12 protein-coding genes are annotated in these 13,609 nt (G+C 72.2%); 7 read left to right on the top strand and 5 right to left on the bottom strand.

Annotated elements, in window-relative coordinates; all coding sequences use genetic code 11:
- Positions 1-223: 223 nt before the first annotated feature.
- On the bottom strand, positions 224-988 hold the full coding sequence (locus ACZDYF_RS11135) for a hypothetical protein (protein WP_475056556.1): 765 nt from the start codon (positions 986-988) through the stop codon (positions 224-226).
- Between the two features lie 294 nt (positions 989-1,282).
- On the opposite strand from ACZDYF_RS11135, the gene ACZDYF_RS11130 reads away from it, so the two are divergent.
- The 4 genes from ACZDYF_RS11130 to ACZDYF_RS11115 all read left to right on the top strand — a co-directional run bounded on the left by ACZDYF_RS11130 (position 1,283) and on the right by ACZDYF_RS11115 (position 5,408).
- A complete protein-coding gene (locus tag ACZDYF_RS11130) occupies positions 1,283-2,260 on the top strand; it encodes a carbohydrate ABC transporter permease (RefSeq protein WP_191791901.1) in 978 nt (325 codons plus the stop codon).
- Positions 2,257-3,240, top strand: coding sequence for a carbohydrate ABC transporter permease (locus ACZDYF_RS11125; protein ID WP_475056551.1), 984 nt, complete (start codon positions 2,257-2,259; stop codon positions 3,238-3,240). Before ACZDYF_RS11130 ends, ACZDYF_RS11125 begins: the two co-directional genes overlap by 4 nt.
- 66 nt (positions 3,241-3,306) lie before the next feature.
- Entirely contained in the window at positions 3,307-4,674 is a 1,368-nt protein-coding gene (locus tag ACZDYF_RS11120; protein ID WP_475056547.1) for an ABC transporter substrate-binding protein, read from the top strand.
- Positions 4,671-5,408 carry a glycerophosphodiester phosphodiesterase gene (locus tag ACZDYF_RS11115; protein ID WP_475056545.1) on the top strand — a complete coding sequence of 246 codons (738 nt, stop codon included), beginning with the start codon at positions 4,671-4,673 and terminating at the stop codon, positions 5,406-5,408. Before ACZDYF_RS11120 ends, ACZDYF_RS11115 begins: the two co-directional genes overlap by 4 nt.
- A 98-nt stretch (positions 5,409-5,506) precedes the next feature.
- Here the strand turns inward: ACZDYF_RS11115 and ACZDYF_RS11110 are convergent, their stop codons facing one another.
- The 4 genes from ACZDYF_RS11110 to ACZDYF_RS11095 all read right to left on the bottom strand — a co-directional run bounded on the left by ACZDYF_RS11110 (position 5,507) and on the right by ACZDYF_RS11095 (position 9,607).
- Positions 5,507-6,652, bottom strand: coding sequence for a VanZ family protein (locus ACZDYF_RS11110; RefSeq protein ID WP_475056542.1), 1,146 nt, complete (start codon positions 6,650-6,652; stop codon positions 5,507-5,509).
- Between the two features lie 140 nt (positions 6,653-6,792).
- On the bottom strand, positions 6,793-8,418 hold the full coding sequence (locus ACZDYF_RS11105; RefSeq protein ID WP_475056538.1) for a mechanosensitive ion channel family protein: 1,626 nt from the start codon (positions 8,416-8,418) through the stop codon (positions 6,793-6,795).
- 112 nt (positions 8,419-8,530) lie between these two features.
- On the bottom strand, positions 8,531-9,127 hold the full coding sequence (locus tag ACZDYF_RS11100; RefSeq protein ID WP_475056535.1) for an antibiotic biosynthesis monooxygenase: 597 nt from the start codon (positions 9,125-9,127) through the stop codon (positions 8,531-8,533).
- Positions 9,128-9,247: 120 nt separating this feature from the next.
- The gene (locus tag ACZDYF_RS11095; protein WP_191791907.1) at positions 9,248-9,607 is read right to left on the bottom strand and encodes an iron chaperone; all 360 of its coding nucleotides are present in this window, start codon (positions 9,605-9,607) and stop codon (positions 9,248-9,250) included.
- A 178-nt stretch (positions 9,608-9,785) separates the two neighbouring features.
- Between ACZDYF_RS11095 and ACZDYF_RS11090 the strand changes: the two genes are divergently transcribed.
- The 3 genes from ACZDYF_RS11090 (at position 9,786) to ACZDYF_RS11080 (ending at position 13,536) form a co-directional block, all read left to right on the top strand.
- Positions 9,786-10,268, top strand: a complete 483-nt coding sequence (locus ACZDYF_RS11090) for a pilus assembly protein CpaE (protein WP_475056530.1) — start codon at positions 9,786-9,788, stop codon at positions 10,266-10,268.
- A gap of 38 nt (positions 10,269-10,306) precedes the next feature.
- Positions 10,307-11,743: a threonine/serine exporter family protein gene (locus ACZDYF_RS11085; RefSeq protein ID WP_475056526.1), complete on the top strand. Its 1,437-nt coding sequence runs from the start codon at positions 10,307-10,309 to the stop codon at positions 11,741-11,743.
- A gap of 449 nt (positions 11,744-12,192) precedes the next feature.
- On the top strand, positions 12,193-13,536 hold the full coding sequence (locus ACZDYF_RS11080; protein WP_475056523.1) for a M15 family metallopeptidase: 1,344 nt from the start codon (positions 12,193-12,195) through the stop codon (positions 13,534-13,536).
- Positions 13,537-13,609: the final 73 nt, after the last annotated feature.

Raw genomic sequence — 13,609 nt, 5'->3', positions numbered from 1 at the left:
TCCGTCTTCGACAGAATGTCCGCCGCATAGATACCAGCAGGACCAGCGCCAACAATGGCGACACGCAACGGACGAGAGCTGCTCACAGGAAAGAACGCCTTCCGGTCGAGGAGGGGAGGTGCGGTCCACGCCGGGGTCGGCGGCCGCACGCTTCGACGGTACGTCCTCAACCACGGTTGAGGTCAAGGTGCACGGTGGAGGCGGCGGGGAAGCCCCTGGACTGTCAGGGTTCGTAGCCCTCGACGAAGCCTCGGATCTCCTTGCGCAGCACGTCCTCGCCCAAGGGCTGCCGGGTCGACGTCGCGATCGTGAACCCGTAGCCCTTGATCGGACCGTTCGTCCAGGAGAAGTCGTACACCCCCGGGTCGTGGGGCCTGTCGACGACCGTGAAGGCCTGACCGTCGACCGTCAGGTGCCACACCTGAGGGGCCCTCCGAGGTGTGGCGCTGACCCGGCTCTGCAGCCGCTCGATCCGCGGTCTCAGGAGCGCGTCCATCGCCGCCGGGTCCTCCCACGTCTCGACGCTCACGAGCATCCGGTGCGGGCCGAGGTCCCGGTGCCACGCGCCGCCCACGGGAACGAGCTCGACGTCGTAGACCACCGGGACGTCCGGGTCGCCGATCGGCTCCGGGACGTAGCCAGGGGGAAGATCGGCCTCCGAGAAGAAGTAGTTCGGTCGCACCATCTGCTCGGCCCACGACCGGGCCTCGTCCACGAGGGCGTCGACCACCGTCGCCAGCCTCTCCGACGCGGGCCTGACGTCGCGCCCGGAGGGTACCTCGCTCAACCGGTCCCACCACGCGCGCCACCCGTCCGCGAGCGCCGCGGCCTCGTCGCCCGGCAGGGCCTCGACGGCGAGGCGGGGGACCAGCGCCGGGACGTCGTCAGCCACGGGCAGCGCCAGACGGTCGCGGACGAACAGGGCCACCGTGAAGCCGGTGCCGCGCCCCACGTCGATGTTCCGCAGGTCCTGTCGTTCGTGCGTCATCGCTCACCTCGTCGTCGGGCCCGGCAGGAGTGCTGGCCGGACCGCCCATGCTAGGCCGTCGTCGACGCGCCGACCGGGCCTCGGGGGCGAGGTGCGGTCGCCTGCGGCTTCGGCTTCGCACCCGCCGCGCGTGCGCCCCGCAGATGACCTCCCGGCATCCCCGATGACCTCGCGCCGAGGCCCCGATGAACGCCTCGGGAACGTTCGGGGAACGGAGCCGCTGAGGCCACTTCTCGGACACTTCGCCCTCCTAGGGTGACGGCGTCCACCCGCTCGTGACTGGAGCCCCACCCCATGACCTCCGTGTCAGCCCCCGTGCGCCCCGCGCCACCCGCACGCCCTCGGACGATTCCCGGGCGGGCCCCGACGGCCCGGTCCCGCTTCACGCGCCCCACCCCGCGCGCCCTGCGCACCTGGCTCGCGTTCCTGCTGCTCGCGGGGCCCAACGTGGTCCTGCTGCTCGTGTTCGTCTACCGCCCGCTGCTGCAGAGCTTCTACTACTCGACCCTGCAGTGGAACATGGGCTCCCCCACGGCCCGCTCGGTCGGACTCGGCAACTACGTCGAGTGGTTCCAGGACCCGACGACGGCCGACGTCATGGTCACGACGGGCGTCTTCACGGTCGCGACCGTGGGCGGCTCGCTGGTCCTGGGACTCGGCCTGGCCCTGCTGCTGAACCGGCGCCTCAAGGGTCGCGGGCTCGCGCGGACCGTCGCGTTCGCTCCCTACGTCCTGTCGGGCGTCGCGGTCGGCATGCTGTGGCTGTTCATCTTCGACCCCCGCTACGGCCTGCTCTCGGCGGGCCTGCGCGCGATCGGGCTCGAGTCCCCCGACTGGTACACGACCTCGCCCTGGGCGCTCGTCATGATCATCGTCGTCTACCTGTGGAAGAACGTCGGGTACGTCGCCCTGATCTTCCTGGCCGGCCTCCAGGCCGTCCCGCAGGAGCTCAAGCAGGCCGCCGCCCTCGACGGAGCGTCCTCGGCCCGCACGTTCCGCTCGATCGTCCTGCCGCTGCTCGCGCCCACGACCTTCTTCCTCACGGTCACGACGCTCCTGAGCTCGCTCCAGTCGTTCGACATCATCCAGGCCATGACCAAGGGCGGCCCCCTGGGCTCGACCACGACCCTCATGTACCAGATCTACGAGGAGGGCTTCGTGACCGGCCGCGCCGGCTACGCGTCGGCCGTCGCGACGATCCTCTTCCTCCTGCTGCTGGTCGTCACGGTCGTCCAGCTGCGCTTCGTCGAGAAGAAGGTGCACTACGCATGAGCGTCCAGAACCCGGTCCGGGACGTCCCCACCACCGCACCTCGCACGACCTCGGGCGCGCCCAGCGCTCAGCACCCCGGGTCACCCGTGGACGCACCACCGGCCCCCGGCGGTGCGAGCCACCGCCCGAGCGGCGCCCGGGCGCCGGAGCGCACGCGCCGTCGTCGGCCTCTGCACCTGGGCTCGTACGCGACCCTCCTGGTCGCGACCGTCGTCATGGTGCTGCCGCTCGTGTGGATGGTGCTCGCGAGCTTCAAGCGCCCCGACGAGCTGTACTCGATCCCGCTCCAGTGGCTCCCGCAGGACCTCGACCTCGCGAACTACGTCCAGACGACGCAGAGCATCCCCGTCGGGCAGCTGTTCCTCAACAGCGTGGGCCTGACGGTCGTCGGCTCGACGCTCAAGCTGCTGCTGGGCCTGTGCTGCGCGTACGCGCTCGTGTTCCTGGACTTCCCGTTCAAGCGCGCGGTGTTCGTCCTGGTCCTGTTCACGCTGCTCATCCCGCAGCAGATCACGATCATCCCCAACTACACGTTCGTCGCCCAGCTCGGGTGGCTCAACACCTACCAGGGCATCCTCGTGCCGGGCCTGGCGAGCGCGTTCGGGACCTTCCTGTTCCGCCAGCACTTCCTGTCGCTGCCGATCTCGATCCTCGAGGCCGCCGAGCTCGACGGCGCGGGCCACTGGCGCAAGCTGTGGCGGTTCGTCGTGCCGCTGTCCTACCCCACGATCGCGGCCGTGGCGCTCGTGTCCGTCGTCGCGGAGTGGAACGACTACCTGTGGCCGTTCCTCGTGACCGACGACGCCGAGAAGATGACGCTCCCCGTGGGCCTCACGCTCCTGCAGAGCGTCGACGGCATGAACAACTGGGGCGTCCTCATGGCCGCGACCGTGCTCGTGACCCTCCCGATCCTCGTCGTCTTCCTGTTCCTCCAGCGTCGGCTCGTCGCCGGGCTCACCGCCGGAGCCGTGACCGGCTGACGTGCCGGTCTCCCCCTGTCCCCCGGCACCTGCCGGATCGCTGTTCCCCACCCCAAGGAGCATCACGTGAACCAGCCCCTGCCCGCCCAGTGGACCCCGTCGCGACGCGACGTGCTGCGCCTCGGCGGCCTCGGCGCCCTCGCCCTCTCCCTCGCCGCGTGCGCGGGACCCACCGTCGGCGGCGGCACGTCCGCCCCGTCCGCCTCCGCGGGCACCGACTGGACCACGATCAAGCCCGCCTCGCAGATCACGTGGTGGAGCAACCACCCCGGCGCCTCCAAGGCCATCGAGGAGGAGCTGATCCGCCGCTTCAACACGAAGCACCCCGACATCGCGGTCAAGCTCGTGACCGCGGGCGCCGGGTACGACGAGGTCGCGCAGCGCTTCCAGGCCGCGTCGTCGTCGAACAACCTCCCCGACCTCGTCATCGCGAGCGACGTGTGGTGGTTCCGCTACTACCTCAACGGCCAGGTCATGCCGCTCGACGACGTGTTCACGCACCTCGACGTCGACGTCACCGACTACAACCCGACGCTGTACGGCGACTACGCGTACGACACCCGGCACTGGGCGGTGCCGTACGCGCGCTCGACGCCGCTCTTCTACTACAACAAGACCATGTGGGCCGCAGCCGGCCTGCCCGACCGCGGGCCCGCGACGTGGGCAGAGCTCGCCGAGTGGGCCCCCGCGCTGCGCGCCCAGGTCCCGGCCGACGGCGCCCCGCTGGGCCTCGCGACCGGCACCTCGTGGGCCGCGTGGTGGTTCGAGAACATGCTGTGGGGCCAGGGTGGGCAGTACAGCGACGAGTTCACCGTCACGCTCGACACCCCGCAGGCCCTGGCAGCGGGCGACTTCCTGCACGACCTGTTCCACGGGTCCAAGGTCGCGGGCGTCGGGACCGACGCCGGGGCCGACTTCGCCGCCGGCATCTTCGCCTCGACCATCGGGTCCACGGGCAGCCTCACGGGGCTCCTCGACGCCGCGTCGTTCGAGCTCGGCACGGCCTACCTGCCCGACGGGCCGAGCGGCTCCGGGACGCCCACGGGCGGCACAGGTCTGGCCATCCCGGCCTCGCGCACGCCCGAGCAGCAGCTCGCCGCCGCGATGTTCCTCGCCTTCATCACGGACCCGGAGAACACCGCATACTTCTCCCAGAACACCGGGTACATGCCGGTGCGTACGTCCGCGGTCGAGGGAGAGACCATGAGCAGCATCTACGCGGCCACGCCGCAGTTCCGCACGGCGGTCGACCAGCTCGCCGAGAAGTCCCGCTCGCAGGACTGGGTCCGGGTCTTCGTGCCCGGTGGCGACCAGATCCTCACCGACGGGATCGAGCAGATCGTCCTCAAGGGCACGCCCGCCGCCGAGGCGTTCGCGTCGATCACGCCGCGCCTCGAGAAGGCGTACCAGGAGAACGTGGAGCCGTACCTGTGACGGGCGCGTTCCGGGTCGTCGCGCACCGGGGGAACTCGTCGGTGGCCCCGCAGAACACGCTCGCGGCGTTCGAGGCCGCGTGGCGCGCAGGCGCGGACAGCATCGAGCTCGACGTGCAGCTCACCGCGGACGGCGAGGTGGTCGTGATCCACGACGACACCCTCGACGCCACGACCGACGCGACCGGTCGCGTCGACGCGCTCCCGCTCGCGGAGGTCCGCGCCGTGGACGCGGGTTCGTGGTTCGCCCCCGCCTACGCCGGGCAGCGCGTCCCGACGTTCACGGAGCTCCTGGACTTCCTCGTGACGCACCCGGGCATCGACCTCCTGCTGGAGATCAAGGGCGACTGGGAGCCCGACGACGTCCGCAAGGTCACCGAGCCCGTCCTGCGCGCCGGGCTCGCCGACCGCGTGATCGGGCAGAGCTTCTGGACCTCGACGGTCGCGGCCCTGACGAAGGTGGCCCCGGAACTGCGCCGCGGGCTGCTGATCGGCGAGCGGTCCGACGACCTGCTCGCGACGTGCGCCGACCTGGGCGTCATGACGTGCAACCCGGCGGGGCACCTGCTCGTCGAGCGGCCCGGTCTGGTCGACGAGCTGCACGCGGCGGGGCTCGAGGTCATGGTGTGGACCTTGAACGAGCCCGCGCAGTGGACCCTGGCCCGGTTGGCCGGTGTCGACGCGGTCATCACCGACCGGCCTGACCGGCTGCGAGGGTGGCTCGCGGGACGCTGATCCCGCCCGCTGCCCCGCGCGCCCCGCCGAGAAGTGAGTAGATGCCCCGGGATCCTGCGATCCGGGGGCATCTGCTCACTTCTCGGTGCGTCCGCCCATCAGCTCCGCGCGTCGACCATCCGGGCCCCCGACACGACCCCCGACACCCCGCGCCGGTCGCGCGTGAACAGGACCGAGACGACCGCCACGAAGGCGACGAGAGAACCGAGGGGCGCTGCGACGTCGGGCAGGAGACCACCACCCGGGAGCTCCGCCAGGACCAGGCACACCCCCCAGAGGCCGCCCGACACGAAGCCGCGCACCACGCGACGCACCGTGGTCCCACGCCCCAGGCCGTCCGCACCGACCGGGCCCTGCGCGACGTCGGCCGTCCAGCGCGGCTCGAGCCACATGGCCCGCTGCCCCCACGACGCCCCGCTCCCCAGGAACGGCGGCACGAACAGGACCAGGACCACGGGCACGACCGAGCCGAGCACGACGTCGACCGCGCCCGCCTCGACCGGGACGTCCTGCCCCAGCGCGACGAGCGTCACCCGGTAGAACAGGACCAGCACCGTCCCGGTCACCGACACCAGGAACGCGTCGAGCAGCATCCCCAGCCACCGCCGACACACCGTGACCGGGCGCGGCACGCCCCGCTCGGTCGCGAGGTCCGTCGAGCGCGGCATCCACCGCAGGACCACCGGCGCGATCAGCGCACCGATCAACCCGCCCAGGGTGTTCGTCAGGAGGTCGTCGACGTCGGCCAGCCGGTACGAGCACGGGATGAGACCGAAGATCCCGGTGCCCTGCGTCGTCTCGATGAGCAGCGACGCCGCGAACGCCGACAGCACCGTGAGCGGTAGCCGCCACCCGAAGAAGTGCCGCACCAGGACGCCCCACGGGACGAAGAGCACCACGTTGAACACCGTCTGGAGCACCGCCGGGCTCCGCAGCCGGGCCGCCGCGCTCATGCCCGCGGTGTCCCGGCGGACGTCCTCGACGAACTGGAACGGGTTCAGCTGCGGCCCCGAGAACCCGTGCTGCGCGCACCACTGCGCGAGGTCGCCCGAGGGCAGCGGCAGGAGCGTGTACGCCACGAGCGCGACACCGTAGACCGCGACCGCCGCCGACCCGAGCAGGCGCAGCCAGCTCAGTCGCCCGTACCGGCGGTACTGCCAGACCACGATCGGCAGCAGGAACATCACGAAGACGACGACCCCGCCGATCACGCCCACGTACGCGGGCCAGGTCCACCTGCTCACGACGAGACCTTAACCAGGGGCGGTCGTCACGGCGCGGCGGACGCGGGTCGGGTGCGTCACGTCGGGGCTGACGGGACCATCACCGTCGGCATCAGGCATCAGGCATCAGGCGTCAGGCATCAGGCGTCAGGCGTCAGGCGTCAGGCGTCGCCGTCGTGGCCGCCGTCGCCCTGCGACTCGCCGCGCCCCAGGTCGCGGTCGCCCGGGCGCTCCCTGTCGCCGGGGCGCGCAGCCTCGCGGTCCCGCTCGTCGTCGTCCGTCGAGGCCGGCGCGTCGCGTTCGTCCTCGACCCGGTTCCGCTCGGCCGTCTCCTCGCGCTCGTCGATGACCTCCTGGCCCGGGCCCGCGAAGGCCTGCGCACGCTCGACCCCCTCGGCCGTGCCGCTGAAGAAGGCCGACTCGGCCGCGCCACCGGGCAGGTCCTCCGGAGCGACCTCGGCCTCGCGCCCTACCGCTACGGCTACCTCGACGGGGTCCATGACCCGCGTCTCGACGACGTCCGGTGGTGCGCTGACCGACCCGATGACCCTCGCCTTGTCACGCACCGACAGGCGCCGTGTGGCCTGGCGGGTCGAGAGCGGCGGCTGCCCCGGGATTCCTGGCCCCACGGGGATGGAGGGCGGGAGGTGGACCTCGCGCTCGGGGATCGCGGGGTGTGCCGTCGCGCCCTTCTCCTGCGTGCGACCCGGCGCGACGTCGGGCTCCTCGTTGATGCGTCCTTCCTCGACGCCCTCGAAGCGCGTGCGGGGCAACGAGTCGGCGCTCGACCGCTGGAGCCACTCGACGAGCCCCTCGCGCACGAAGCACCGCAGGTCGAACAGCGTCGGGGCGTCGCGGGCGCTCACGAGCGCTCGCACCCGGACCACGCCGTTGATCGCGTCGGTCACCTGCAGGATGCCCACGCGCTGGTCCCACAGGTCGGTGTGCGCGAGGAGCCGCTTGAGCTCGGCACGCATGGCGCCGAACGGCACCCGGAAGTCCAGGTCGAGCTCGACCGTGCCGAGCAGGTCTGCGGCCCGTCTCGTCCAGTTCTGGAAGGGCGTCGTCGTGAAGTAGGTGCACGGCATGATGAGGCGCCGGTCGTCCCACAGGTGCACCACGACGTACGTCATGGTGATCTCCTCGATCCGCCCCCACTCCCCCTCGAGCACCACGACGTCGTCGACCCGGATGCCGTCCGTGAACGCGATCTGCATGCCCGCGAACACGTTCGCGAGCGACGTCTGCGCCGCGAGGCCCGCGACGATCGAGATGACCCCGGCCGACGCGAGGATGCTCGCGCCCGCGGCCCGCGCCGCGGGGAACGTCAGGAGCACCGCGGCGATCGCGCAGATCACGATGATCGCGACCGTCAGGCGTCGCACCACGATGATCTGCGTGCGGATGCGCCGGGCGTGCCGGTTGTCGACGACGTCGACCCGGAAGCGCTTGAGCGCGCTGTCCTCCAGGACGAACGCGAGCGCCCCCACCCACCACGCACCGGCGGCGATGAGCGCGACGAGCAGCGCGTGCTCGACCGCGGGCCGCCACGCGACCGACGCGTCCGTCGTGACCCGCACCGCGATCCACACCGCGACGACCATCAGCACCGCACGGTCGGGGCGGCGCAGCCGCTTCGAGATGTCCCGCGCGAGCTCGCTGCGCCGCCCGAGGCGGTTCGTGATCGCCGAGATGATCGTGCCCAGCACGAACGCGGCCACGAGCGCTCCCGCGACGGCGGCCAGGGTCAGGGCGACGTCGGTCGCGCTCTCGATCTCTTCGTCCATCCGTCCACGCTAGGTGCGCGGGGCGGGCGACGCCCGGACAGGCACCGAATGAGACGGTCCTCACAGGCCAGGGAGCACGCGCTCGACCGGGGCGTGACGGGCCGCGCGCGCCTCAGCGCGCCAACCACGGTGCCAGACGGCGGGTCACCCACGGCAGCACCGCGTACGTCATGATCGGGGTCAGCACGAGCGTCGTCACGAGCACCCTCGGGAACACTGGCAGCTCGCCGAAGCTCGGGACCGCCCAGGACATGAGCAGAGTGAACGCGAGGTTCACCGGGAAGAACCCCAGCCAGATGCTCACCGACTGCTTCCAGCGGGCCGGCGCCCGGTCGGCGCCGATCTGCGGCTCCTCGACGCGGGCGGGCGCGTCGAACCACCCCTCGATGCCCGTCCTGCGCTCGACGCGCTGCTCCTCGACGAGCCCCTGCCCCTCCTGGAGCCACGCGACCCGCTCGGGCGAGGAGTCCCAGGCGTCGAGCGTCGCCTCGTCGGCGAAGCGGTAGAGCATGTGCCAGTCGTGCGAGTCCTTCGCGGCGCGCACCCAGCCCGACCCGAGGAAGCCCGGGTACGTGTTGGCCATGTTGACGCCGGCCTGGACCCAGCGCGTCGCGTCCGGGACCAGGTCGGGGTGGATGCGGCGGTGGATGGAGACGGTGACGGGCCGGTCCGGGGATCGCCCGGCCGTGCCCGTGGGAGGAACGGTCATGAGGGCGAGTACACGACGCCGACGTTTCGTGGGTGTGACACCCGGCGACCGTGGGACGACGCGTCCCGACAGGTGGGCGCGACCGGGGCAGGCCGGACGCCGTCCCGGAGCCGGCCTGCGCTACGCCGAGGCCCCGTACTGGTCGAGCAGGTGCCGCGAGACCGTCTCGATCACGCCGTACGGGATCGGTTCCGAGAGCATGAACTTGAGCGTCCCCTTGGAGGCCCGGTAGGGGGCGACGAGCCGCTCGAAGTCCTCGTCGCCGTCGGGCACGGGGTACAGGCTCACGTGGTGCTTCCACCCCGCGAAGTACACGATGACCCGACCCCGCGCCGTGACGGCCGGGATCTGGTAGCTGATCTTCTCGCCGGCGTCGGGCACGACCCGGTGGATCGTGCGGCGCATCTCCTGCAGGACCGCCTGGGTCTCGGGCGGGAACGAGCCGATGTAGTCGTCGACGGTCGCGAACGTCCCGGTCATGCCGACCTCCCCGTGCTGGGGGCCCCGCGGGCTGCGGGAGTCCTTCCCCTACTGTCTCGCGCGAGCGGGTGAAGGGCCTGCGGGAGCGTCGACCTCGGTGGGACGTGGCGTCACCCTCGGCTGTTCCGGACGTCGCCTCCAGAGGGCACGGTCCGGCCCGCCCGACCATACTGGCCAGATGATCTCCTGGGACCTGGCCCTCGCCCTGCGCGAGGCCGGGGTGCGCTGGCACCCCGAGTCCGGCGACCGCTTCCGGCTGCTGGCCACCGGCCCCACGGGCGACCTCTTCACCGTGAGCGACATGACCATCGAGCCCCACGAGTTCGACACCGGCGTGATCCTCGGCTTCAACGGCACGACCGAGTGGGCGCTCGACTCCGTGGCCCTCGAGGACGCGCTCTGGCACCCGCTCGAGCCACAGCTCCGCGCCCTGCTGGGGGGCACCTTCCGCTGGCTCCAGCGTTTCGTCGAGGACGACGACGTCCCCGCCTACCTCGTCGAGATCGAGCTCGGCGGGCACCCGCTCACGTTCCGCGGCTACGACCCGGCCAACGCCTACGGCGAGGCTCTCCTGCACCTGGTCGCGGCGTCGTCGGGTCCGCCCTCGGAGCGCCCGTCAGTGGCCCCCGGCCCGGCGGACGGACGCGGGGTGGCGACCTGAACGCCGAGGGCCCTCCCGCGGACGCGCCACCCGAGCAGGTGACGCCGCCCGACGACGCCTCCGCGACCGACCCCCGCGACACCTCGTCGCACGCCACGAAGACCGACCCCTCCTCCGCCGAGGACTCCGACCCCGCGCCCCGGCACCGGCATCGGCTCCCCCTGCTCGCCGGGCTCCGCCACGCCCCCTCGACCTTCCGGCGCGTCCTGCAGGCGCTCGGCAACGAGGCCACCCCCGACGACGAGCCCGACGTCCCGGAGATCTCGCCCGACCTGGTCCCCCTGCTCCGCACGCTCGGGCGGGCGATGCTCGACTCGGGGCAGTCGGTCAACGACGCCCAGGACGTCCTCAAGCAGGTCGCCGACCTGCACGGCGCGCACACCGTGCAGACCCTGGTGCTGCCGACGTGCGTCTTCATCCGCGTGCAGACCGCCTCCGGAGTCGTCACGGACTTCACCGACGCCGCGGGCAGCGGGCTGGACCTCGACCAGATCGGCGCGCTCTACGCGGTCATCCGCAAGCTGCGCTCCCAGACGATCGACCTCGCCGACGCGCGCACCGAGCTGCGCGCGATCCGGCGCCGACCGGCCCGGTTCGGTGCCGTGCTCACGATCGTCGGGCACGCGATCCTGACGCTGGGCTTCGGGCTGATCCTCAACCCGACCCTGGATCTGCTGCCCGTCTTCCTGGTGCTCGGGCTCGGCGTCGGGGTGCTGCGGTGGCTCGCCGCACGCTGGCCCACGCTCAGTACGGCCCTGCCCGTCGTCGCGGCCTTCCTCGTGACGGTCCTGGCGATCCAGGTGGTGCACCCCTGGCTCGGCGACAGCCCGCTGCAGGTCCTGGTCCCGCCGCTCATCAGCTTCCTGCCAGGGTCGGTCCTGACCGTCGCGGCGATCGAGCTCACGAGCAACCAGATCGTCTCGGGTGCGAGCAGGCTCCTCTACGGGGTCGCCCAGCTGCTGCTGCTCGTGTTCGGCGTCGTGGCCGGTGCAGCGGTCGCCGGTGACCTGGTCGCCGGGCACGGCGGCGAGCGGATGGGGTGGTGGGCCCCGTGGATCGGGGTCGTGCTCGTGGGCGTCGGGCAGATGTTCTTCTCCTCCACCCCGCGCCGGAGCCTGCCCTGGGTGCTCGTGGTCCTGTTCGCGGCGTACGCGGCCCAGCTCGTGGGGTCCTACATCGCCCCGGAGATCTCCGGCTTCTTCGGCGCGCTCGTGATCGTGCCGCTCGCGACGCTCGTCGAACGGACCCGCACCGGTCCCCCGGCCATCATCACGACGCTCCCGGCCTTCTGGCTCCTGGTGCCGGGCGCCCTGAGCTTCCTGGGGCTGTCGGAGCTCGTGGCGGGGGACACGGGTTCTGTGTCCGACATCGCGAACGCCGTCGTCGCCGTCTTCGCGATCGCGTTGGGCATGCTCGTGGGTACGGCGCTGACTCGCGACGCGAGACGCGTCGGTCGTACCTTCTTCACCGAATAGGCCCGGACCCGGCACACCATCGCCAGCGGATCCTTGCTCGACAAGGCCAGACCGCTCACAAACGTAGTTGAAGATGGAACGAGTTGGCAGGCACCGAGGACCGTCCTCGCATCCCATCTGCCGGCGCACGCGGCTCCCACGTCATCCGGACGCGCCGCGACTCAGGCTGCTGAGGCTCCAAGAACGACTCCCGTCACCGCGACGGCACGGTACGGCGTCGAGCTCCCGCTCGACAGCCGCAGTGCGCACGCGGTCCCGGCCTCGGCCCGACGAACGGAACATCCGAACACCGTGACAACTGCACCGCTCAGCTCTGCCGCGCCTGCAGGGCGCCGCCCGCTCCCGGGCGCCGACGACCGCACGACCTCCCCCTTCGGCACCGCTCTCCTCGACACCGCTCCCCTCGGCGCAGCCGACGGGCCGGGCCTGCGCGCGAGAGGGGGCCGTTGATGGGGAAGCACTCCCAGCGTCGCTTCGCCGCGACCCTCCCCGGGCGTTCCCTGCGCCGCCGCTCCCCCTTCGCGATCGCGGCAGCCCTCGCCACGGTCGCCGTGACCACCACGGCAGGTGCGGCCAGCATGACCACGTCTCCCGACGACTCCCAGGCCGCGACCGCATCGGCGTCCGCACCGGTCACGAGTGCCGCCGGACCCGTCGCGACGACCCCCGAGGAGAAGTCGGCGCTCGACGCGGCCAGCACCCAGCTCGTCCGCGCCGAGTACCTGGCGAGCGAGGGCACGTCCTCCCTGACGCCCGAGCAGCTCGCCCAGGTCACCGCGACCCGCGACCAGCTCCGCCAGCTCCTCGATGTCACGCGCACGTCCGAGACGGCGGCGCGTGGGACGACCACGATCGGGTCGGCGACAGACCCCACGCTCGCCGCGAGCACCACCCTCGACACGGGCGCGGCCCTCGACACGAGCGCGTCCCTGGACGACGCCACGACCCTCGCCGCCGGCACCGCCGACGGGACGAGCGCCGACGAGACCCTCGACGGCCGCGACACGTTCCGCGCGAGCCGTGCCGGAGCCGACGGTCGCGAGCCCCTCACGACCGACGGCACGGCCGAGGCCCCTGAGGCCTCGACCGACACCGCGACGACCTCCCCGGAGGAGACGGCGCAGACGACGACGGACCAGGCGACCACCGGTGCGGTGACCGCCGGCACCACGGCCGACCCGGCGACCGACCGTGCGCAGGTCGCGCCGACGACCGCGGAGATCGGGGCAGCGACCGAGGCGCTGCGCACGGTGCTCGACGCCGCCGCCGTCGCGGTCTCGGTCCAGCCGGCACCGACGGCCGAGGAGATCGCGGCCCAGCAGGCCGCGGAGGAGGCCGCCCAGCGTGCCGCGATGGCGGCACAGCTCGCGGCCTGGGCGAACAGCACCGCTGGCTACTCGAACGGCACCATCCCCGAGAGCCTTCTGTGCTCGCCGAGCTTCGCGCCCGGCCAGCTCGTGCGCTGCGACGCGGCCTACCAGCTCGAGCAGCTCAACGTGGCCTACCGGGCGGCGTTCGGCACCGACATCTCGGTGACGTCGTCCTACCGCTCGTTCGGCTCGCAGGTCGCGGTCAAGGCGTCGAAGGGCTACCTCGCGGCGACGCCGGGGACGTCGAACCACGGCATGGCGCAGGCGCTCGACCTGGGCGGCGGCATCAGCAGCTTCGGCAGCGCCCAGTACGCCTGGATGCGCGCGAACGCCCCGGCCTACGGCTGGGACAACCCCGAGTGGGCACGCCAGGGCGGCTCCAAGCCCGAGGCGTGGCACTGGGAGTACGGCACCACGTACTGACCTGGGTCTGCCACGAGCACGACGGCCGCCGTCCCGCGAGGAACGGCGGCCGTCGTCGTCCGCGGGACCTCGA

This window comes from Oerskovia sp. PE-21s (assembly GCF_056158145.1).
The sequence above is the reverse complement of the archived record's forward strand: the minus strand, read 5'-3'. Positions and strand labels throughout refer to the sequence as shown.

What these genes read in the sequence shown, in the direction of transcription:
- ACZDYF_RS11135 (WP_475056556.1), bottom strand. Translation starts at nt 988, where the DNA reads ATGACGCACGAACGACAGGACCTGCGGAACATCGACGTGGGGCGCGGC.
- ACZDYF_RS11130 (WP_191791901.1), top strand. Translation starts at nt 1,283, where the DNA reads ATGACCTCCGTGTCAGCCCCCGTGCGCCCCGCGCCACCCGCACGCCCT.
- ACZDYF_RS11125 (WP_475056551.1), top strand. Translation starts at nt 2,257, where the DNA reads ATGAGCGTCCAGAACCCGGTCCGGGACGTCCCCACCACCGCACCTCGC.
- ACZDYF_RS11105 (WP_475056538.1), bottom strand. Translation starts at nt 8,418, where the DNA reads ATGGACGAAGAGATCGAGAGCGCGACCGACGTCGCCCTGACCCTGGCC.
- ACZDYF_RS11100 (WP_475056535.1), bottom strand. Translation starts at nt 9,127, where the DNA reads ATGACCGTTCCTCCCACGGGCACGGCCGGGCGATCCCCGGACCGGCCC.
- ACZDYF_RS11095 (WP_191791907.1), bottom strand. Translation starts at nt 9,607, where the DNA reads ATGACCGGGACGTTCGCGACCGTCGACGACTACATCGGCTCGTTCCCG.
- ACZDYF_RS11090 (WP_475056530.1), top strand. Translation starts at nt 9,786, where the DNA reads ATGATCTCCTGGGACCTGGCCCTCGCCCTGCGCGAGGCCGGGGTGCGC.
- ACZDYF_RS11080 (WP_475056523.1), top strand. Translation starts at nt 12,193, where the DNA reads ATGGGGAAGCACTCCCAGCGTCGCTTCGCCGCGACCCTCCCCGGGCGT.